The sequence below is a fragment of the Burkholderia sp. HI2714 genome (genome assembly GCF_002223085.1).
GTDB lineage: Bacteria > Pseudomonadota > Gammaproteobacteria > Burkholderiales > Burkholderiaceae > Burkholderia > Burkholderia lata_D.
The window spans coordinates 223,854-243,350 of the sequence record NZ_NKFM01000035.1; the positions used below are offsets into that span (position 1 = coordinate 223,854).

At 67.9% G+C, this 19,497-nt stretch carries 21 protein-coding genes; 12 read left to right on the top strand and 9 right to left on the bottom strand.

The genetic code is table 11. The features are described from left to right. Positions 1-25: 25 nt before the first annotated feature. Positions 26-250, bottom strand: coding sequence for a hypothetical protein (locus tag CFB82_RS18995; protein WP_027790361.1), 225 nt, complete (start codon positions 248-250; stop codon positions 26-28). Positions 251-567: 317 nt separating this feature from the next. Between CFB82_RS18995 and CFB82_RS19000 the strand changes: the two genes are divergently transcribed. Next, positions 568-2,244 carry an alkaline phosphatase family protein gene (locus CFB82_RS19000; protein WP_373558821.1) on the top strand — a complete coding sequence of 559 codons (1,677 nt, stop codon included), beginning with the start codon at positions 568-570 and terminating at the stop codon, positions 2,242-2,244. Positions 2,245-2,335: 91 nt separating this feature from the next. On the opposite strand, the gene CFB82_RS19005 is transcribed toward CFB82_RS19000, so the two are convergent. Next, entirely contained in the window at positions 2,336-3,232 is an 897-nt protein-coding gene (locus tag CFB82_RS19005; RefSeq protein ID WP_089484827.1) for a LysR substrate-binding domain-containing protein, read from the bottom strand. Between the two features lie 161 nt (positions 3,233-3,393). Here CFB82_RS19005 and CFB82_RS19010 point away from each other — a divergent pair, with 161 nt between their 5' ends. From CFB82_RS19010 to CFB82_RS19040, 7 genes are all read left to right on the top strand, one after another. Next, on the top strand, positions 3,394-4,245 hold the full coding sequence (locus CFB82_RS19010; protein ID WP_089484828.1) for an ABC transporter permease: 852 nt from the start codon (positions 3,394-3,396) through the stop codon (positions 4,243-4,245). 7 nt (positions 4,246-4,252) lie between these two features. Beyond that, a complete protein-coding gene (locus tag CFB82_RS19015) occupies positions 4,253-5,296 on the top strand; it encodes an ABC transporter ATP-binding protein (protein WP_089484829.1) in 1,044 nt (347 codons plus the stop codon). Positions 5,297-5,322: 26 nt separating this feature from the next. After that, on the top strand, positions 5,323-6,411 hold the full coding sequence (locus CFB82_RS19020) for an extracellular solute-binding protein (protein WP_089484830.1): 1,089 nt from the start codon (positions 5,323-5,325) through the stop codon (positions 6,409-6,411). Between the two features lie 10 nt (positions 6,412-6,421). Continuing rightward, positions 6,422-7,255, top strand: a complete 834-nt coding sequence (locus CFB82_RS19025; RefSeq protein ID WP_069252674.1) for an ABC transporter permease — start codon at positions 6,422-6,424, stop codon at positions 7,253-7,255. Continuing rightward, positions 7,248-7,781 carry a TIGR00725 family protein gene (locus tag CFB82_RS19030; RefSeq protein WP_089484831.1) on the top strand — a complete coding sequence of 178 codons (534 nt, stop codon included), beginning with the start codon at positions 7,248-7,250 and terminating at the stop codon, positions 7,779-7,781. The genes CFB82_RS19025 and CFB82_RS19030 overlap by 8 nt, the downstream gene beginning before the upstream one ends. A 122-nt stretch (positions 7,782-7,903) precedes the next feature. Further along, the gene (locus CFB82_RS19035) at positions 7,904-8,098 is read left to right on the top strand and encodes a YqaE/Pmp3 family membrane protein (protein ID WP_059582194.1); all 195 of its coding nucleotides are present in this window, start codon (positions 7,904-7,906) and stop codon (positions 8,096-8,098) included. Positions 8,099-8,216: 118 nt separating this feature from the next. Beyond that, positions 8,217-8,501: a helix-turn-helix domain-containing protein gene (locus tag CFB82_RS19040; RefSeq protein WP_089484832.1), complete on the top strand. Its 285-nt coding sequence runs from the start codon at positions 8,217-8,219 to the stop codon at positions 8,499-8,501. Positions 8,502-8,620: 119 nt separating this feature from the next. Here the strand turns inward: CFB82_RS19040 and CFB82_RS19045 are convergent, their stop codons facing one another. The 3 genes from CFB82_RS19045 to CFB82_RS19055 are packed head-to-tail and all read right to left on the bottom strand — an operon-like array spanning position 8,621 to position 11,221. Beyond that, positions 8,621-8,800 carry a hypothetical protein gene (locus CFB82_RS19045; protein ID WP_069252671.1) on the bottom strand — a complete coding sequence of 60 codons (180 nt, stop codon included), beginning with the start codon at positions 8,798-8,800 and terminating at the stop codon, positions 8,621-8,623. Beyond that, positions 8,772-9,779 carry a cytochrome d ubiquinol oxidase subunit II gene (gene cydB / locus CFB82_RS19050; RefSeq protein WP_039364378.1) on the bottom strand — a complete coding sequence of 336 codons (1,008 nt, stop codon included), beginning with the start codon at positions 9,777-9,779 and terminating at the stop codon, positions 8,772-8,774. The genes CFB82_RS19045 and cydB overlap by 29 nt, the downstream gene beginning before the upstream one ends. A 29-nt stretch (positions 9,780-9,808) precedes the next feature. Then, positions 9,809-11,221, bottom strand: coding sequence for a cytochrome ubiquinol oxidase subunit I (locus tag CFB82_RS19055; protein ID WP_069252670.1), 1,413 nt, complete (start codon positions 11,219-11,221; stop codon positions 9,809-9,811). A gap of 442 nt (positions 11,222-11,663) precedes the next feature. On the opposite strand from CFB82_RS19055, the gene ltaE reads away from it, so the two are divergent. Then, positions 11,664-12,677 carry a low-specificity L-threonine aldolase gene (ltaE, locus tag CFB82_RS19060; RefSeq protein WP_089484833.1) on the top strand — a complete coding sequence of 338 codons (1,014 nt, stop codon included), beginning with the start codon at positions 11,664-11,666 and terminating at the stop codon, positions 12,675-12,677. Between the two features lie 114 nt (positions 12,678-12,791). Here the strand turns inward: ltaE and CFB82_RS19065 are convergent, their stop codons facing one another. Continuing rightward, positions 12,792-13,004 carry a DUF1059 domain-containing protein gene (locus CFB82_RS19065; RefSeq protein ID WP_069252668.1) on the bottom strand — a complete coding sequence of 71 codons (213 nt, stop codon included), beginning with the start codon at positions 13,002-13,004 and terminating at the stop codon, positions 12,792-12,794. A 174-nt stretch (positions 13,005-13,178) separates the two neighbouring features. Beyond that, positions 13,179-14,084 (bottom strand): HTH-type transcriptional regulator ArgP, encoded by a 906-nt coding sequence (locus tag CFB82_RS19070; RefSeq protein ID WP_089484834.1) that lies wholly within the window; start codon positions 14,082-14,084, stop codon positions 13,179-13,181. 296 nt (positions 14,085-14,380) lie between these two features. On the opposite strand from CFB82_RS19070, the gene CFB82_RS19075 reads away from it, so the two are divergent. From CFB82_RS19075 to CFB82_RS19085, 3 genes are all read left to right on the top strand, one after another. Continuing rightward, positions 14,381-15,034, top strand: coding sequence for a peroxiredoxin (locus CFB82_RS19075; protein WP_089485010.1), 654 nt, complete (start codon positions 14,381-14,383; stop codon positions 15,032-15,034). A gap of 139 nt (positions 15,035-15,173) precedes the next feature. Continuing rightward, entirely contained in the window at positions 15,174-16,244 is a 1,071-nt protein-coding gene (locus tag CFB82_RS19080) for a rhodanese-like domain-containing protein (protein ID WP_069252667.1), read from the top strand. Between the two features lie 123 nt (positions 16,245-16,367). Continuing rightward, on the top strand, positions 16,368-17,027 hold the full coding sequence (locus tag CFB82_RS19085) for a glutathione S-transferase family protein (RefSeq protein ID WP_089484835.1): 660 nt from the start codon (positions 16,368-16,370) through the stop codon (positions 17,025-17,027). 100 nt (positions 17,028-17,127) lie between these two features. On the opposite strand, the gene CFB82_RS19090 is transcribed toward CFB82_RS19085, so the two are convergent. Beyond that, positions 17,128-17,820 (bottom strand): phosphatase PAP2 family protein, encoded by a 693-nt coding sequence (locus CFB82_RS19090; protein ID WP_089484836.1) that lies wholly within the window; start codon positions 17,818-17,820, stop codon positions 17,128-17,130. Positions 17,821-18,250: 430 nt separating this feature from the next. Next, positions 18,251-19,483: an MFS transporter gene (locus CFB82_RS19095; RefSeq protein ID WP_089484837.1), complete on the bottom strand. Its 1,233-nt coding sequence runs from the start codon at positions 19,481-19,483 to the stop codon at positions 18,251-18,253. Positions 19,484-19,497: the final 14 nt, after the last annotated feature.

A 19,497-nucleotide genomic window follows, 5' to 3' on the forward strand; every position in this document is an offset into this window, starting at 1 on the left:
GTTCGGGCGCGGCGGCGCGTGTCCTTCAGCGCGCGGCGATCGCCGGTTCCTCGCGCTTGCCCAACTCCTTCTTGGCAGCCAGCGGCAGGCGCGCGTCGTCCCACTGCGCCAGCCATTCGACTTCCTTCGCGGTGAACACCTGTCCGTAGTTGCGCAACGCGTACTGCAACGCGTCGACGACGTGGTGGCGAATGATTTCTGGGGTGCGTGCATCGTCCAGCACGAACCGGAGAGCTTCCAGGGTCGACATACTCGTGCTCCGGGTCAGGGAAAACCCTTTATCACACGCCAATAGTCGCGCGCCAAGCCGGAAAAAAAATCGCGTGGCAAGTGACGCTTCGGACGGGTTGACCGATGCACCGGCGCAGTGCCGGCAGGTGAGCGCGCCCGTCGCAATGTGCGCCAGGCCACCTTGCTTTGCGACCGATTCGTGTCACTTGCGATTGGTTACGTTTGATAGAAAACAGAAAGCCCCGCTTCACGCGAGCGACCCACGGCGCAGCCATATTCGTGCGCGCCTGATGGCAAGTCACGCAGTTCAACGTCAATCGATGAGGTGGGGTGATCATGTCTTTCCTTGGTAAGCAGCGGAAGGTGGTGTTGATGGTGGCGGGCGCGCTGGCGCTCGCCGGTGTGGGTGCGCACGCCGCGCAGCAGGACGGCAACAGTCAGGGCGAGGACCGCGGCCACGCGAGCCGCGTCGTGAAGCACGTGCTGCTGATCAGCGTCGACGGCCTGCACGAGCAGGATCTCGCGCGCTGCATCGGCGCGAATACGTGCCCGAACATCGCGGTGCTCGCGCAGCACGGCGTGACGTACACGAATGCCTATACGCCGGGCCTGTCGGATTCGTTCCCGGGCCTCGCCGCGCTCGTGACGGGCGGCTCGCCGAAGACCGCCGGCCTGTTCTACGACGTGTCGTACGACCGCAACCTGTACGCGCCGGGCGATACGAGCTGCTCGGGCAAGCAGGGCTGGAACGTCGTGTTCGACGAGACGACCGGCATCGATGCCCAGAACGGCGGCGCGCTGGTCCACCTCGACGGCGGCGGCGCGTTCAATCCGCAGGCGATCCCGAACGCGAAGGTCAACGGCAAGTGCGTGCCGGTCTATCCGCACAACTACGTGAAGACCAACACCGTGTTCGAGGCCGTGAAGGCCGGCATCCCGAACGCGACCACCGCATGGGCCGACAAGCACGCGTGGGGCTACGACTGGCTGAACGGGCCGTCGGGCACCGGCGTCGATGATCTGATGCGCACCGAGATCAACTCGATCGACCCGGTGACGAAGACGGACTACACCGACGTCTATTCGCATACCGCGCAGTTCGACAACCTGCACGTGCAGGCGCTGATCAACCAGATCAACGGCCGTGACTCGACGGGCACGAAGAGCGCGCCGGTGCCGACGCTGTTCGGCGGCAACTTCCAGACGCTCAGCGTCGCGCAGAAGGCGTCGGTCGCGAAGGGCGGCGGCTATCTCGATGCGAACTTCACGCCGAACGGCCAGGTCGCGAACGCGATCACGTACGTCGACAACTCGATCGGCCATATCGTCGCGGCGCTGAAGCAGGCGAACCTGTATTCGTCGACGGCCGTGATCGTCACGTCGAAGCATGGCCAGTCGCCGACCGATCACACGAAGCTCGTGAAGAACGGCGATACGCTGACGAAGCTGCTCGAAGCGAACAACTACATCGATCCGAACGGCAACTTCGGCCAGAACAACACGAAGACGGGCAACCTGAACGACGGTTCGGGCCTGGTCGACACGGGCTTCGTGCAGACCGACGACGTCGGCCTGATCTGGCTGCGCGACCGCAACCAGCGCACGGCCGTGGTGCAGACGCTGAAGGCGAACCTGGGCTGCAACGCGCCGGGGATCTGCGCGGACGGCTCGCAGGCGTACATCCTGTACGGCGCGGCGCTCGCCGAGCGCTTCGGCGATCCGGCCAACGGCCGCACGCCGGACATCGTCGTCCAGCCGAATCCGGGCGTGATCTACACGTCGAGCACGAAGAAGGACGAGGAGCACGGCGGCAACGCGCCGGACGACAGCCACCTCGGCCTGCTCGTGTCGTATCCGGGCCTGCATCGCGCACGCACGGTGACCGACACGGTCGGCACGAAGCAGGTCGCGCCGACGATCCTCGGGCTGCTCGGCGCGAACCCGCGCCTGTTGCACGCGGTCGTGGCCGAGAATACCGGCGTGCTGCCGGGGCTGGGCATCGGTCAGCACTAACGACGGTTGCCGGACGCCGCTGCCCGGTGGTGTCCGGCAAGGCGGGGCGCGCGGCCGAGCGTGTCCCGCCGCATGACGATTGCGGGCCGGCTTACGCCGGCGCGCATTCGTCCAGCATCCATTCCCTGAAGTGCCGCAACGCTTCGCTCGTCTCGAGGCGCTCCGGCGCATAGCACAGGTAGTGCCCCTGCGCGTCGACCTCGACGGGCGCGTCGAACGGCTCAACGAGCGTGCCGGCCGCGAGATTGTCCGCGATCAGGAAACGCGGCACGAGCGCGAGCCCGAGTCCCGCCTGCGCGGCCTGGATCAGCACCGAATACTGTTCGAAGCGCGGCCCGGCGAGCGCGTTCATCTGCGTGGCGCGATGGCGTTCCGCCCACGCGGACCACGCGATTTCCGCCTGCTCGTGCACGAGGCGCGGCGCCGTGACGGCGTCGGCGGGCGTGTGCAACGCGTGCCGTTCGCCGAATTCACGCGTGCAGACCGGTACGAAGGTTCGCCCGTCCAGGTAATCGCTTCGCACCCCTTCCCAGGCGCCGTCGCCGTAGCGGATCGCCGCGTCGAGCCCGAACGGAAAGATGTCGCCGTGCGCGAGATGGCGGCGAAAGCTCAGCGTGACGCCCGGCGCGACGGCCAGGAAACGCGAGAGCCGCGGCACGAGCCACTTGGTCGTAAACGTCGGCACGCTGGCAATCGTCAGCAGGTCGCCGTTTTCGCGCGCGCTCAGCAGTTCGATCGACGCGTTGCCGATCTCGCGCAGCGGGCCGGCAACACGGGCGTGGTACACCTGCCCGGCACGCGTGAGCACGAGGCTGCGCCCCTCGCGGGCGAACAGCTTCACACCGAACAGCGCCTCGAGATTCGCTATCTGCCGGCTGACCGCGCTGGGCGTCAGGCCCAGTTCGCGGGCCGCGTACGAGAAGTTCAGGGTCTTCGCAGAACAGGTGAATGCGTGCAGTTCCGAGACGTTCGGATACAGGTGCTTCATCGCGACTATTCCTTCGGCGCACAGATCGATGCGGGCTTTGTACGTTTTTTTCATGACGATGCCATGTCGAATCCGCACACTCCAGCCATCCAGAAAACGCGTGACAGCCCCGCCCGGCGGGCGTTGCGCGGTGTCTTCGTCTCTTGTCCGCGAGTGTTTTCATGCCTGCGTCTACCGCCCCGGCCCTGGCCGATGGTGTTCCGATTTCGCGTAACAGGCCGGTGCGTCCGAGTGCCGGACGCTTCCTGCTGCACGCGCTCGTCGCGGTGTTCGGGCTCTACCTGTTGCTGCCGATCGCGCTGCTGCTGATCGGCTCGGTGGGCCAGTCGTGGACGAACACGCTGCTGCCGACCGGCTTCACCGGGCACTGGTTCGCCGATCTCGCCGGAAATCGCAGCTTCACCCGCGCATTCGGCGTGAGCCTGACGGTGGCGCTGGCGTGCTGCGCGCTCAACGCGGTGATCGGCCTGCCGCTCGCGTATGCGCTGCATCACCGTGCGCAGGCCGGGCGCGGCATGGCGACGCGCGTCGTGATGCTGATGCCGGTGGCCGTGCCCGCGCTGACGCTCGGCTTCGGCTATATCGCGATCTTCAGCGGCGACACGCTGCCATGGCTCGGCACGCTGCCGCTGATGATCGCGGCCCACGCGGTGCTGACGCTGCCGTACCTGCTGCAGACGCTGCTCGGCGATCTGCGCCACCTGGGGCTCGCGCGGCTCGAGGCCTGCGCGGCGACGCTCGGTGCGACGCCGCTGCGCCAGTTCTTCACGATCGTGCTGCCGAACCTGCGGCACAGCCTGTTTTCGGGGCTTGTGATGGTGGCCGCGCTGTCGATCGGCGAATTCCAGATCTCGAACCTGATCGCCGGCTTTCGCTACCGCAACTATCCGATCGTGCTGCTGCAGGCGTTCTACGGTGCGTCGGGGATGGCATGCGCGGCGACCGTCGTGCTGCTCGTCCTCGCCGTGCTCGCGACGCTCGTATCGGTCGGCACCGTGCAACGTATGAAGTGAGTCCGTCATGAGTCTCGAGTTCGAACACGTCAGTTTCCAGTATCCCGGCGCGCGACACGGCGTCGACGACGTCACGCTGTCCGCCGCGCAAGGCGAACTGCTCGCGGTGATGGGGCGCAGCGGGTCCGGCAAGTCGACGCTGCTGCGGCTCGCGGCCGGCCTGCTCGACGGCGGCAGCGGCCGCATCGCGATCGGCGGCGCCGACATGGCGGGTGTGCCGGTGTGGCGGCGCGAGGTCGGCATGGTGTTCCAGCACTACGCGCTGTTCCCGAACCTGTCGGTGGCCGACAACGTCGCGTACGGGCTGAGAATGCGCGGCGTCGCGGCGGACGCGCGGCGGCGTCGCGCGCGTGACATGCTCGAGCGCGTCGGGCTGGCGGCCCATGCGGAGCGCGGCATCGCAATGCTGTCCGGCGGGCAGCAGCAGCGCGTCGCGCTGGCGCGTGCGCTCGTGATCGAGCCGAAGCTGCTGCTGCTCGACGAGCCGCTGGCGGCGCTCGATGCCGGCATCCGCCATCAGCTGCGCGACGAGATTCGCGCGCTGCAGCGTGCGTGCGGCGCGACGACGTTGCTCGTCACGCACGACCAGGACGAGGCGCTGAGCATGGCCGACCGCGTCGCGATCGTCGACGGTGGGCGGGTGCTGCAGGTGGGCACGCCGCGCGACCTGTACGAGCGGCCTGCGTCCGCGCAGGTCGCGCGTTTCGTCGGGCATTCGACGCTGCTGCGCGGCCGCGTGATCGCGCACGATACGGTCGACGTGCGGTTCGCGACGCTGCGCGTCGAGACCGGCGGGCACCGGCCGGGCGCCGAGGTCGAGGTGCTGGTGCGGCCCGAGCACGTGGAGGCCGATCCGCCAGCGCACGGCGTGAACCGCATCGACGGCGCGCCGGGCGACGTGCGCTACTTCGGCGCGACGCAACGCTACGACTTCATTCCCGCCGGCTCGACCGACCCGCTGCTGTGCGAAGGCCGCGTGCCGGCCACCCGGCGGATCGCGATCGACCCGCGCCATCTGCTCGTGCTGCCGGCCGCGCCGGATGCGCAATGACCCCTTTCATTCAACGGAGATCCCCGATGCTTGCAGGCCCCCCTCTTGTGAAAACCATGCGCGCCGGCGTGCTGGCGCTCTGCGCGTTCGCGGCGCTGGCTGTCGCGCCGGCGCATGCCGCGCCGCTGTATCCGGGCGAGGACGCGCTGTATGCGAAGGCCGCCGACGAAGGGCTCGTCGTGTCGTTCGACACGGGCCCCGAATGGGCCAACTGGAAGGCGCTGTTCGCCGAGTTCCGCAAACGCTATCCGAAGGTCGAGATCACCTACAACGACATCGGCTCGGCCGCGACCGTGGTCTCGCTCGACAAGTCACGGCGCCGTCCGCAGGCCGATACCGCGTATTACTTCGCCGCGTCGGCGCTCGACGCCGAAAGCAAGGATGTCGTCGCGCCGTTCAAGCCGGTCAACTTCGACAAGCTGCCGGACGTGTTTCGCTCGGCGGACGGCCGCTGGTTCGCGGTGCACTCGCTGAACATCGCGTTCCTCGTCAACCGCAAGCTCGTGAAGAACGTGCCGCAGCGCTGGTCCGACCTGCTGAAGCCGGAGTATCGCAACGCGGTCGTCTATCTCGACCCGCGTTCGACCGGGCAAGGGCAGGTCGCCGTGTTCGCGGCCGCATATGCGAACGGCGGCAGCGTCGAGAACCCGAAGCCCGGCGCGGAGTTCTTCGGCAAGCTGAAGCGCGCGGGCAACGTGCTGCGTGTCGAAGGCACGACGCCTTATGCGAAGTTCGTGAAGGGCGAGATTCCGATCCTGATCGGCTACGAGAACGATGGCCTGAAGGCGAAGTACGTCGACGGCATGGGTGACGCGGCCGACGTCGTGATTCCGCAGGACGGCAGCGTATCGGCACCGTATGCGATGAGCCTCGTGAAGAACGGCCCGAACCCGTCCGCCGCGCAGCTGTGGCTGAACCTGGTGATGAGCGACGTCGGGCAGGGGCTGTTCGCGCAGGGCTTCGTGCGGCCGGCCGTACCCGGCACGCCGGTCGCGCCGGACGTCGCGGCGAAGCTGCCGAAGGCGCCGCAGGTGCGTCCGCTCGACGTGGCGAAGGCGGCCGCCCGCAAGGCCGAGATCGACCAGCTCTGGTCGCAGGCGACGCTCGGCCAGTAAGGGGCACACGATGCAGACCTCCCTGGCGGAACGCGGCGCGCTGCGCCGCTTCGGCGCGGTGCCGGCGGCGGTATTGCTGGCGGTGTGCTTCGCGCTGCCGCTCGCCGCGCTCGTCGGCTCGGCCTTCACGGACGGCGGCCGCGCGTTCGGCGTGGTGCTGCGCGACCCGCTCGTCGCCGATGCGATCGCACGTTCGCTGGCGCTGGCGGTGGGCGCCGGCACGCTGTCGGTCGGCGTCGGCGTGCCGGTCGCATTCGCGCTGGCGGGGCAGTCGCCCGCCCGCCGCCACTGGATGCTCGCCCTGCTCGGCGTGCCGCTCGCGTTCTCCGGGCTGGTGATCGCCTACGGTTTCATCCTCGCGTTCGGCCGCGCCGGCTTCGTCACCACGCTGGCGGCGTCGCTGGGCGCGGACCCGACCGTGCTCGGCGGCGCGATCTACACGATGCCGGGGCTGGCGGTCGCGTATGCGTATTACCTGATCCCGCGGGTCGCGCTGATGATCTACCCGGCGCTCGCGAATCTCGACCGGCGGCCGCTCGAGGCGGCACTGACGCTCGGCGCGCGGCCGTGGCGTGCGTGGCTCGACGTCGCGTGGCGCGAACTGTGGCCGTCGGTCGCGTCGGCGTGGTGCCTCGTCACGGCGATCGCGCTCGGCACCTACGGCACGGCGCTCGCGCTGGCCGGCACGCAGATCAACATCCTGCCGCTGCTGATGTATCTGAAGCTGTCGGACGGGCAAACCGATTTCTCGCAGGCGGCGGTGTTGTCGATCGTGCTGACGGCGATCTGCACCTGCGTTCTTGCATTGGGGGAAGGCCTTGTACGGCAACGACGTCATGGATGAGTGGTCGGAAGCGGCGTGCGACGCGCTGGCGCAACTCGCGCAGCGGCAGCGCGGCACGCGGCGGCATCGCATGCCGGTCGGCGTGATCGGTCCGCGCGAGGCGACCGACGAACAGATGCGGGTCGCGGAGCGGGTGGCGCATGCGCTCGCGGCGGCGGGTGTCGCCATCGTCGGCGGCGGCAAGCAGGGCGTGATGGAGGCGGCCGCGCGCGGCGTGCATGCGGCCGGCGGGTGCGCGATCGGGCTGCTGCCGGAAGACGATGCGACACTCGCGAATCCCTACCTGAGCGTCGCGTTGCCGACCGGGCTCGGCATCACGCGCAACGCGCTGGTCGCGCGTGCGTCGCTGTGCTTGGTCGCGGTCGGCGGCGGGCTCGGGACGCTGTCCGAGATCGCGCTCGGGTTGCAGTGGGGCAAGCCGGTGTTCGCGATTTGCGACGCGCCGCGCGTGGCGGGCGCCGAATGCTTCGACGAAGCGGACCGGCTCGTCGCGCGGGTTGCGCGGTGGCTGGCCGACGCGGCTTAGGCCGATGGGATGAGGTTGAGGCTTCTCGTCCGGTGATCGTCTGAAGCGGACTTGAAATGGCGCGGGCGACTCGCCATATTGGCGATGCACGAACGTTCAACGACGCCTCGAGAGGATTCCAGATGCGCCTTCTGCTTGCCCTGCTGCTGCCGTGGTTCCAGTTCTTCACGATCGGCCGCCCGATTGCGGGGATCATCTGCCTGATCCTGCAAATCACGATCATCGGCTGGCTGCCGGCCGCGATCTGGTCGGTGTATGCGCTGAGTCAGTACAAGACCGATCGCAAGATCGAGGCGGCGTTGCGCGGGCGGGGGTAGGGTGCAAGCGACAGCGCAATATTTTCCGCTGACAAGCATGCCGATACCGGGCATTTCGGCAGATATCTACATAATTTGCGGGCCGCGTTAGGCGCGATTTGTATAGATTTCTGCTGAAATGGACAAACGCTACAACGCGATGTCGCTTCCCGAACAGCTCGCGCTGAGGCGGCAAGCAATCGAAGACGTGCTTGCGCACCCGGAATGGTCGTTGCGCGAATCGGTGCGCCATCTGAAGAAGACGATGCGGCTGACGAGCGCCGAAATAGCCAAGCTCGCAGGCGTGTCGACGAAGGCGATTCAGGATATCGAGCAGGGCCGCAGTGACGGGACGGTCCAGACGATGAATCGTATCTTCGGCACGCTGGGGCTCAAACTGGGGGTGGTGCGGCAGGACGCGTAGCCGGGAGATGCGTCGTCCGCGGCTTCTTCGTTATTGGGCGCTGGCAGCGTGCGGCCGAAGCCGCCGCCCAACGACAAAACGGCCGCCCGGGCCATCGCTCGACCCGGCAGCCGTTTCGCCTACTTCACCGCAAACAGCGTCAGGTTCATGAAGATCTTGAACGCATAGCCGAGCGTGACGGCACCGATCACGCCGCCCGCCCACAGGACGACGAACCACATCCAGCCGCGCATGCGCGGCTTCGGCGTAGCGGGCTGGCGATCGGCGGAATCAGTGGTGGTAGTAATGCTGGTCTTCATGGCGCACCTTGCCTCGGAATACCCAGTAACCCATCGTCGTGTAGGCGATGATGATCGGGAGGATAACCGCTGCGCCGACCAGCGTGAAGGTCTGGCTGGAACGCGGCGCCGCGGCTTCCCAGATCGTCATCGTCTGAGGAATCGCATACGGGAACAACGTGACGAGCAGGCCGACGTAGCCGAGCAGCACGAGCGCCAGCGCGAGCACGAACGGGGTCATGTCGTGCCGGGCACGCACCGCGCGGCGCATCCACACCGCGCAGCCGGCGACCAGGAACGGCACCGGCAGCAGGCGCCAGAACAGCCCCGAGTCGAACCAGCGCTGCGCGATGGCCGGATCCTGCAGCGGCGTCCACAGGCTGACGACCGCGATGAAGCCGAGCAGCACGACCGTCAGCGGCCATACGACACGATGCAGGCGCCGTTGCAGGTCGCCTTCCGTCTTCGCGACGAGCCAGCAGCAGCCGAGCAGCGCATAGGTCACGATCAGGCCGAGGCCGGTCAGCAGGCTGAACGGCGTGAGCCAGTCGAAGGCGTCGCCCGCGAATACACCGTCCTTCACGTTGATGCCCTGCAGGAACGCGCCGAGCGCGATCCCCTGGAAGAACGTCGCGCCGGCCGAGCCGCCGATGAACGCGAGATCCCACAGCTGCTTCGTGCGCCGCGCCTTCGCGCGGATCTCGAACGACACGCCGCGGAAGATCAGGCACACCAGCATGAAGATCAGCGGCAGGTACAGCGCGGACAGCACGGTCGAATAGACGACCGGAAACACCGCGAACAGCCCGGCGCCGCCGAGCACGAGCCACGTCTCGTTGCCGTCCCACACGGGTGCGACCGTGTTCATCATCAGGTCGCGTTCCTTCTCGTCCGGGAAGAACGGGAAGACGATGCCGATGCCGAGGTCGAAGCCGTCGAGCACGACGTACATGAAGAGCCCCAATGCGATGATCGCGGCCCAGATTACGGTGACGTCCATAGGTTTTCTCGTATGCGGAAAGGGTGGGCTCAGACGGTCTCGAGCGGCTCGTCGACGGCCGACATCGGGCGGCGCGCAGTGTGGTCGGGGCGCGTGTCCGGGGTGTCGTCGTGCTTCACGTCGGGCAGCGCCGGGCCGGCCTTCATCAGCTTCAGCATGTAGTACACGCCGGTGCCGAACACGAGGAAGTACACGATCACGAACGTCATCATCGACAGGCTGACCTGCTGCACCGACAGCGGCGATACCGCATGCGCGGTGCGCATCACGCCATACACGACCCACGGCTGGCGGCCCGCTTCGGTCGTCACCCAGCCCGCGAGCAGCGACACGAAGCCGGTCGGGCCCATCACGAGCGCGAAGCGCTGGAACCACTTCGATTCATACAGGCGGCCGCGGCGGCGCAGGAACCAGGCGAGCGCGGCGAGGCCGATCATCGCGAAGCCGAGGCCGACCATGATCCGGAAGCTCCAGAACACGACCGTCGAATTCGGGCGGTCTTCCGGCGGGAAGTCCTTCAGCCCGCGGATCTCGCCGTCCCAGCTGTGCGTGAGGATCAGGCTGCCGAGGTGGGGCACCTTCACCGCGTAGCGGGTCGTTTCCGCCTGCATGTCCGGAATGCCGAACAGGTTCAGCGCGGTACCGCCCTTTTCGGTTTCCCACAGCCCTTCGATCGCGGCGATCTTCGCGGGCTGGTGCTTCAGCGTGTTGATGCCGTGCTGGTCGCCGATCACGGCCTGCAGCGGCGCGAGCACGAGCAGCAGCCACAGCGCCATCGAGAACATCTTCTTCACGCCCTTGTCGCGGCGGCCCTTCAGCAGGTGCCAGGCGCCGGTCGCGGCCACCACCAGCGCGGCGACGATGAACGCGGCGATCGCCATGTGGAACAGGCGGTACGGGAACGACGGGTTGAAGATGATCGCGAACCAGTCGGTCGGCACGACGCGGCCGTCGACGATCTCGAAGCCCTGCGGCGTCTGCATCCAGCTGTTCGACGCGAGAATCCAGAACGTCGAGATCAGCGTGCCGATCGCGACCATCAGCGTCGCGCCGAAGTGCGCGCGCGGGCTCACGCGGTTCCAGCCGAACAGCATGATGCCGAGGAAGCCGGCCTCCAGGAAGAACGCGGTCATGACCTCGTACATCAGCAGCGGCCCGGTGACGGCGCCGGCGAAGCTCGAGAAGCCCGACCAGTTCGTGCCGAACTGGTAGCTCATCACGACGCCGGAGACGACGCCCATCCCGAACGCGACCGCGAAGATCTTCGACCAGAACAGGCAGAGGGTTTTGTAGTACTGCTTGCCGGTTTTCAGCCAGCGATATTCGAGTACGGCGATGAAGCTGGCGAGGCCGATGCTCAGCGCCGGAAAGACGATGTGAAAGGAGACGGTGAACGCGAATTGCAGGCGGGCCAGATCGAGGGCCGAAAGAGCGGTGTCCATACCAGTTGACCGAGGCTGACGATACCCGCCGGCGGGTGCCGGCGGACCCCGCCGGACGGGCGTCGGGGTTGGCTGGAGTATGGGCCGCGATGTTGCACCGCGAAATGCGCCAACTCGTCGCAGATGTCCAGCCCGCCGCGCGCGATTCCGGGGTAAATCGTTGATTCGTATCAAGAAGGCTGCTTGCGGCGCGCGCGGCCGCGGCGTGGCGGTCTGACGCACGTGCGGCAATATGGCGCGTCGCGTCATCGGAACGATGCGGCGGATGCAGAGACGGCGGCGCGCGGCGCGGTGTCGCCGGGCATCTGGTCCGGCCGCCGATGGCCGGACGTGATGCGCATCCGGCCATCGGCACGTGCCGCACGATTTGCGTACACTCTGAGTCTCGTTTCGGCAGGGCCGGCCGCATCGGATCCGGTCCGCGTTCACTCAGGGCACGAAGATGATCGATTTACGCAGCGATACCGTGACACGTCCGAGCCAGGCAATGCTGGCCGCGATGACTGCCGCCGAAACCGGCGACGACGTATGGGGCGACGACCCGACCGTGCTGCGCCTGCAGGCGGTGACGGCCGAGCGGGCCGGCAAGGAGGCCGGCCTGTTCTTCCCGAGCGGCACGCAGAGCAACCTGGCCGCACTGATGGCCCATTGCGAGCGCGGCGACGAATACATCGTCGGTCAGCTCGCGCACACCTACAAGTACGAAGGCGGCGGTGCGGCCGTGCTGGGCAGCATCCAGCCGCAGCCGATCGAGAACGCGCCGGACGGCACGCTGCCGCTCGCGAAGATCGCCGCGGCGATCAAGCCGCTCGACAATCACTTTGCCCGCACACGCCTGCTCGCGCTCGAAAACACGATCGGCGGCCAGGTTTTGCCGGAAGGCTATGTGCAGGAAGCCACCGCGTTCGCGCGCAGTCGCGGGTTGTCGCTGCACCTCGACGGCGCACGCGTGTGCAACGCGGCCGTCGCGTCGGGCCGGTCGATCGCCGAGCTGTGCGCGCCGTTCGACAGCGTGTCGATCTGCTTCTCGAAAGGGCTTGGCGCTCCGGTCGGCTCGGTGCTGGTCGGCAACCGTGCGCTGATCGAGCGCGCGCAGCGCTGGCGCAAGGTGCTCGGCGGCGGGATGCGGCAGTCGGGCATTCTCGCGGCGGCCTGCCTGTATGCGCTCGACCACAATGTCGAGCGGCTCGCGGACGATCACGCGAATGCCGCGCATCTCGCCGAAGGTCTCGCACGCATCGATACGGTGAAGGTGCTGTCGCACGCGACGAACATGGTGTTCGCGCAATTCCCCGAAGCCGATTGCGCGCCGCTCGAGGCGTGGCTCAAGGAACGCGGGATTCTCACGCAGATGCTGTACGCGTCGCGCTTCGTCACGCACTGCGACGTGTCGCGTGCGGACATCGATACGTTCATCGACGCGGTCGGTGCGTATTTCGCGCAGCGCCGCGCGTAAGGTGAAATGCGCCGGCCGGCGGGGACGCCGGCCCGATGTGGCGCGAAGCAGGGAGCGTAGAGGCGACGGGGGCGACGTGGCAACCCGTCTGTCGATATCGGGCGAGCCGGCGGATCATGCTTGCCGGGGTGCGTCGGCGGGTGGTGTGCCGTCGTGGAACAGCGCTTTCAGTTGCGTGCGCAGTTCGGCGCTGTCGGTGTGCTGGTGCACCTGGACCGCATGTTGCACGGCGGCCTCCAGCAGTTCGTTGTCGGAGTCGGCGGAAATCGCGACCGAGCAATTCGTCGCGCTGGGAAACTCGCGGCAATCGATGTAGCGGCGAGACATGATGTTCTCCTTGCAGGAAAGCGAACGACCGGATGTGCGTAATCGGCCGCGCGGCGCGCTCGCGGGGCCGATGGAAAAAGTATAGGCGGCGTGGCGGGGATTCTCCTCGTTTAGGTGTACCGCGCCGCACATCGCACATCGCACACCGCGTCGGCGGTGTCGCTCATACCCGCGTCACGGCAGCGGCGCGAGCAGGCGGCGCGCCGCTTCGACGACCCGCTCGGACAACGACGCCATCGTCGGCGACTGCACGGTCCACGCGTGCCAGTACAGCGTGACGTCGGTCGGATGTGCGGGCGCGAGATCGACGAGCCCCTGCGTGTCGAGCGGTGCACTGCCGATCAGCGGCTCCGGCACCATCGCGTAACCGAGCCCGTGCCGCACCGCCGCGAAATGCGAATGGGTACCCGGCACGTAGTGGCACGGATAGGCACCCTCGGGCAACCCGAATTTCTCTCTCAGGAACGACGACTGCAGCGTATCGCGCCGCGAATACGCGACGACGGGCGCCTTGCGCGCGCTCGTGCGGTTCAGCCCGCGCGGAAACCAGCGCACCGCGAACGCGGCGGCCGCGAGCAGCCGGTAGCGCATCGTGCCGAGCGGCGTCGCGAGGCAGCCGCGCATCGGCTTCGGCTCGGTCGTCACGCAGCCGACCGCCATCCCGCTTTCGAGCAGCGCGAACGTGTGATCCTGGTCTTCGACGATCAGCTCGAACAGGATGCGCTCGCCCGCGAGCACCGATGTCAGCGCCGGCAGAAACCACGTACCGAGGCTATCGGAATTGAGCGCGATCGTGACCGAGATCGGCGATTCGCGTTCGGTTGCGAGCGTGCTCTGCAGGTCGGCCTGCAGCAGCGCGACGCGGCGCAGGTGCTGCAGCACGCGCTGCCCGGCCACCGTCGGGCGGCACGGCCGCGTGCGCAGCACGAGCGGCGTGCCGAGGCTTGCTTCCAGCGCGCGGACCCGCTGCGTGACGGCGGATGCGGTCACGTGCAGGCGCACGGCTGCCTGCTCGAAGCTGCCCGTGTCGGCGACGGCCAGCAGCGCGGCAGCCTGCTTCGAATCAATCGTCATCGACATGCCGGTGGAATTCCTGTGAACGTAAGACGAGAACAGCCGGTAGTGTAAGTCAGTGCGTACCAGCTAGCGTCCGGACCCGGCGCAGCGTCCTGCTGCACCGCATTCGTCGCCGGAATCGGCCACGGCACGCCGGATCCCGCCCACCGCATGCCGGTGGCGCGCGCATTTTGACCTACGCTATATGAACGCGCGGAACCCGGCATGTGCCATGCCGGCCCTTCGCGCGCGGACGATCGCGCGTCGCGCGCAAGCCGCGGCGCGGGCGTCGTGACGATTCCCACTTGATGGAGACGAACATGTCGATTCGACTAGGCGAGGACGCGCCCGATTTCACCGCGGAGACCACTGAGGGAACGATCCGCTTTCATGAATGGATCGGCGACCATTGGGCGATCCTGTTTTCCCATCCGAAGGATTTCACGCCCGTATGCACGACCGAACTCGGCTACATGGCCGGGCTCAAGCCGGAATTCGACAAGCGCAACACGAAGATCATCGGGCTGTCGATCGATCCGGTCAGCGATCACCGGAAGTGGGTGACGGATATCGCCGAAACGCAGGGTCACGCGGTCAACTATCCGCTGATCGGCGACGACGAGCTGAAGGTCGCGAAGCTGTACGACATGATTCATCCGAATGCGAGCGGCGGCCCGCGCACGGCGGTCGACAACGCGACCGTGCGCTCGGTGTTCATCATCGGGCCGGACAAGAAGGTCAAGGCGATGCTCGTCTATCCGATGAGCGCGGGGCGTAACTTCGACGAGGTGCTGCGCCTGCTCGACGCGCTGCAGCTCAACGCGAAGCATACGGTGGCGACGCCGGTGAACTGGAAGCCCGGCGACGATGTCATCATTCCGACGTCGGTGTCGGACGATGCGGCGAAGCAGAAGTATCCGGACGGCTTCCGGACGCTGAAGCCGTACCTGCGCTACGTGACGCAGCCGCGTTGACGCACCGTGCCGGCCGGATGCCGGCCATGCAGGACCACGACGGGGCGGCCCGCGCGACGGCGACAGTCGCGGCGCGGGCCGGACGACAGCATCAGGTCCGCATCAAACAAGCCTCAACCAGCGACGGAGCGACTTCGCGATGATCTTCCGGCAACTCTTCGACCCGCAATCGTCGACGTACACGTACCTGCTTGCCGACAGCGCATCGCGCGACGCGGTACTGATCGATCCCGTGTTCGAGCAGGTGCGCCGCGATGCGGCGTTGCTCGACGAGCTCGGGCTGCGGCTCGTCGCGACCGTCGACACGCACGTGCATGCCGATCACGTGACGGGCGCGTGGCTGCTGAAGCAGCGCACGGGCAGCACGATCGCGATCTCGGCCGCGAGCGGCGCGCAGGGCGCCGACCGCTACCTGAACGACGGCGATCGCTGTGCGTTCGGTGCGCGCTACCTGACCGTGCGCGCGACGCCCGGCCATACGAGCGGCTGCATCAGCCTCGTGCTCGACGACGAATCGATGGCGTTCACCGGCGATTGCCTGCTGATTCGCGGCACGGGCCGCACCGACTTCCAGCAGGGCGACCCGCGCGCGCTGTATCGCGCGGTGCACGGCCGGCTCTTCACGCTGCCGGCCGCGTGCCTGCTGTATCCGGCGCATGATTATCGCGGGCTCACGGTGACGAGCGTCGGCGAGGAGCGGCGCTTCAATCCGCGTCTCGGCGGCGACCTGAGCGAAGACGATTTCGCGGGCTACATGCGCAACCTCGGGCTCGCGCATCCGCGCCAGATCGACGTCGCGGTGCCGGCGAACCTGCAGTGCGGCGTCGCCGCGAACGCGCCCGATGTACAGGCTGCGCCCGACTGGGCGCCGCTCGTCTATACGTTCGCCGGCTTCTGGGAAATCGATCCGCAATGGCTCGAGGATCATCTGCCGGCGGTGCAGGTCGTCGACGTGCGCGAGCCGGACGAATTCACGGGCCCGCTCGGCCACCTGCCCGGCGCGACGCCGATTCCGCTCGGCGAACTGGCCGCGCGCGCCGGCGAGATCGCACGCGATCGGCCGGTCGTGACCGTGTGCCGGGCCGGCGGGCGATCTGCGCAGGCGACCGTCATTCTGCTGAAGGCCGGCTTCGACACGGTGGCGAATCTCGGCGGCGGGATGCTGCGCTGGCGTGCCGAAGGGCGCGTCGTGATGGACGGCCGGTCGTAACGCCCCAAGGTGCATGAAAAAAATTCCGGATCGCTGTCGAAATGGCCGCGTGCCGTTCGTCGTCAAGGTATCCGATCACGTGGCGCCGCATCACGCGGCGCCGAAACCCTGAGAGACCGCACGATGATGCCGACGCTATACGCCCATCCCTTTTCGTCCTACTGCCAGAAGGTGCTGACCGCGCTGTACGAGAACGGCACGCCGTTCGCGTATCGCGTGCTCGCGCACGACGATCCGAAGCCGATGCAGGAACTGGCCGCGCTGTGGCCGCTGAAGCGCTTTCCGGTGCTCGTCGATGCCGGCCGCACGGTGGTCGAGGCGTCGATCATCATCGAGTATCTCGGCCTGAATCACCCGGGCCCCGTGCGCTTGCTGCCCGACGATCCACACGCGGCGCTCGAGGTGCGGGCGATGGATCGCTTCTTCGACAACTACGTGTCGACGCCGCAGCAGAAGGTCGTGCACGACGCGTTGCGGCCGGAGGCCGAGCGCGATGCGCGCGGTGTGGCCGATGCGCGCGCCATGCTGGAAACGTCGTACGCGTGGCTGGACAAGAAGATGGCCGATCGCGAATGGGCGGCCGGCGACCGCTTCAGCCTCGCCGACTGCGGCGCGGCGCCGTTCCTGTTCTACGCGGACTGGACGCACCGGATCGATCCGTCGTTCGCGAACGTGACGGCGTACCGCCAGCGTCTGCTGGCGCGGCCGTCGTTCGCGCGCGCGGTCGACGAAGCGCGGCCGTTTCGCCCGTTCTTTCCGCTGGGTGCGCCTGATCGCGACTGATCGGCGCGGGCGACGCGCGGCGCGCCGCCACTGCGCATGGCCGGCAACGCGTGCCGGGGCGGCGGAACGTGAGCAGCGGCAGCATCGCGGCGTCTCCCCGTCACATCGTGTGGGTGGCCGACTGCGCGAGCGTCAGCAGCTCGTCGAACTGCGTGATCAGCTCGAAGCACAGCAGGAACGCGAGCGTATAGGCCGGCGCGGGGAAGCGCTCGATCATCGCGAGCACCTGCGGCGCGAAGCGCGAGCGGATCGCATCGCGCGTCAGCATCCACGCGAGCGCGATGCCGATCGCGGCGCCCGCGATCAGGTCGGTCGGATAGTGAAAGCCGAGATACGCGCGCGGCACGCAGATGAACACGACCGCATACACCAGTGCCAACACGCCGACGCGGCGCGCAATGATGAAGATGCCGGTGGCGATCGCCATCCACAGCATCGCGTGATCGCTCGGAAACGAACTCCATGCCTGCAGCGTGGCTGCGCGGAGTCCCGCCGACGGAAAGTGCAGGTGCAGGTCGGGGTTGTAGATCGGCCGCACGCGGAACGGCAGCACCTGCGCGAGCAGCCGGCCGAACGCGAGCGCGATGAGCCCGCTCGCGATCGTCGCGACGACCAGCTCGCGCTGCCGCTCGCGGTTCGGGCCCGGCTGGAACCACAGCCAGCACAGCACGGGAATGAGCACGAAGCCCTTGAACGTGTACAGGCCCGCGATCACGCGGATCGCGTGATTCATCAGCGGGCCGAACGTGATGTGGGTGAGGAAGGTCTGGATCGTGGTGTCGAAATCGTTCATGTTCTGTGCGACCCGGGCGGACGCTCAGCGCATGACATGCGGCCGGCAGGATCGGAAAGCGCGCTCGTACCCGAGCGCAACGGGGGGCAAGTATGTCACCCGTTATTTCGAAGAAAATGCGAAAAAATACCGGGAATCCCCTGATAAAACGGGGCTGCGCGGTGGGGCCGGATGGCCGGGCGCCACGTGGCGGGGCGCATCGAATCGTCCGACGTTTTCGCATCGACGCGCACGGCCGCCGGAAAAATAATCGGTTGAACTGGACATTCGTTCGAGCGGGTGCGGACCTTGCGCGGGATGGGGGCTTTTCGTGCCGAATACGCACGAATCTGCCAGGCTGCGCCGCGTCATGCGTGCGCCGATCGAAAATAAAAGAAAAGGCGGGCAAGCCCTTGTGGGCCTGCCCGCCGGATGGGTGCGACGCGGAAATTCAGCGGCGCCAGATCCGCACGGCGAGCGCGGCGAGCGACGTCACGACGGCCAGCCCGGTCACCGCATTCCAGCCCAGTTGCGCGAGCAACACACTGCCGATCGCGGCGCCGGCCGCCATCCCGATGAACATGCCGACGAACAGCACGGCATTGAGGCGGCTGCGCGACGCGGGGTCGATCCGGTAGACGATTGCCTGGTGCGCGATCAGCGTGGCCTGCACGCCGAGATCGAAGCCGATCGTCGCGACCGCGAGCAGCGCGAGCTGGGCATGCGCCGACATCAACGGTGCGGCGGCCATCGACGCGAACGACACCGTCGCGATGCCGATGCCGATGCGCGTGACGCGCTCGGGACCGTGATGGTCGGCCAGGCGTCCGGCAATCGGCGCGGCCAGCGCACCCGCTGCACCTGCGAGGCCGAACGCGCCGGCGGCTGCGCTGCCGAGGTGGAACGGCGCGCCGTGCAGCATCACCGCGAGCGTCGACCAGAACGCGCTGAACCCGATGGCCAGCAGCCCCTGCGCGAGCGCGGCGCGGCGTAGTGCCGGATGCTGGCGCCACAACGCGCCGAGCGACCCGATCAGTGCGCGATACGGCAGGCGCGTGGTCGGCTCGAAGTGCGGCAACCCGCGTGCGGCCACGACGCCGATCACGGCGACGCTGGCGGCCGCGAGCGCGAACATCGCGCGCCAGCCGGCCGTTTCGGCGACGAAGCCGGCCACGACCCGCGACAGCAGGATGCCGAGCAGCAGCCCCGTCATCACCGTGCCGACGATGCGGCCGCGATGCGCGTCGTGCGCGAGCGTCGCGGCGGCCGGCACGACGTCCTGCGCCATCGTCGCCGCGAGGCCGATCGCGAAGCTCGCCGCGAGCAGCAGCCCGAGCGACGGTGCGATGGCGGCGAGCAGCAACGCGACGACCAGCGTCGCGGCCTTGGTCACGATCACGCGGCGGCGGTCGAAGCGGTCGCCGAGCGGCGCGAGCAGCAGGATGCCGAGCGCATAGCCGAGCTGCGTGAGCGTCGGCACGAAGCCGATCGCGCGTGCCGACGCGCCGAGATCGGGCCCGAGCGCGCCGAGCATCGGCTGCGCGTAGTAGAGCGGCGCGACCGCAAGGCCGGCGGCGGCCGCGAGCAGCAGCACGAGCCGGCGATCGGGCATCGAATGCTCGGCCGGGTGGGCCGGGGTGTGTGCGGCGCGGGGCGCGGCATCGAGACGGGACGGAGTGGACATGGCGTGCATCCTGG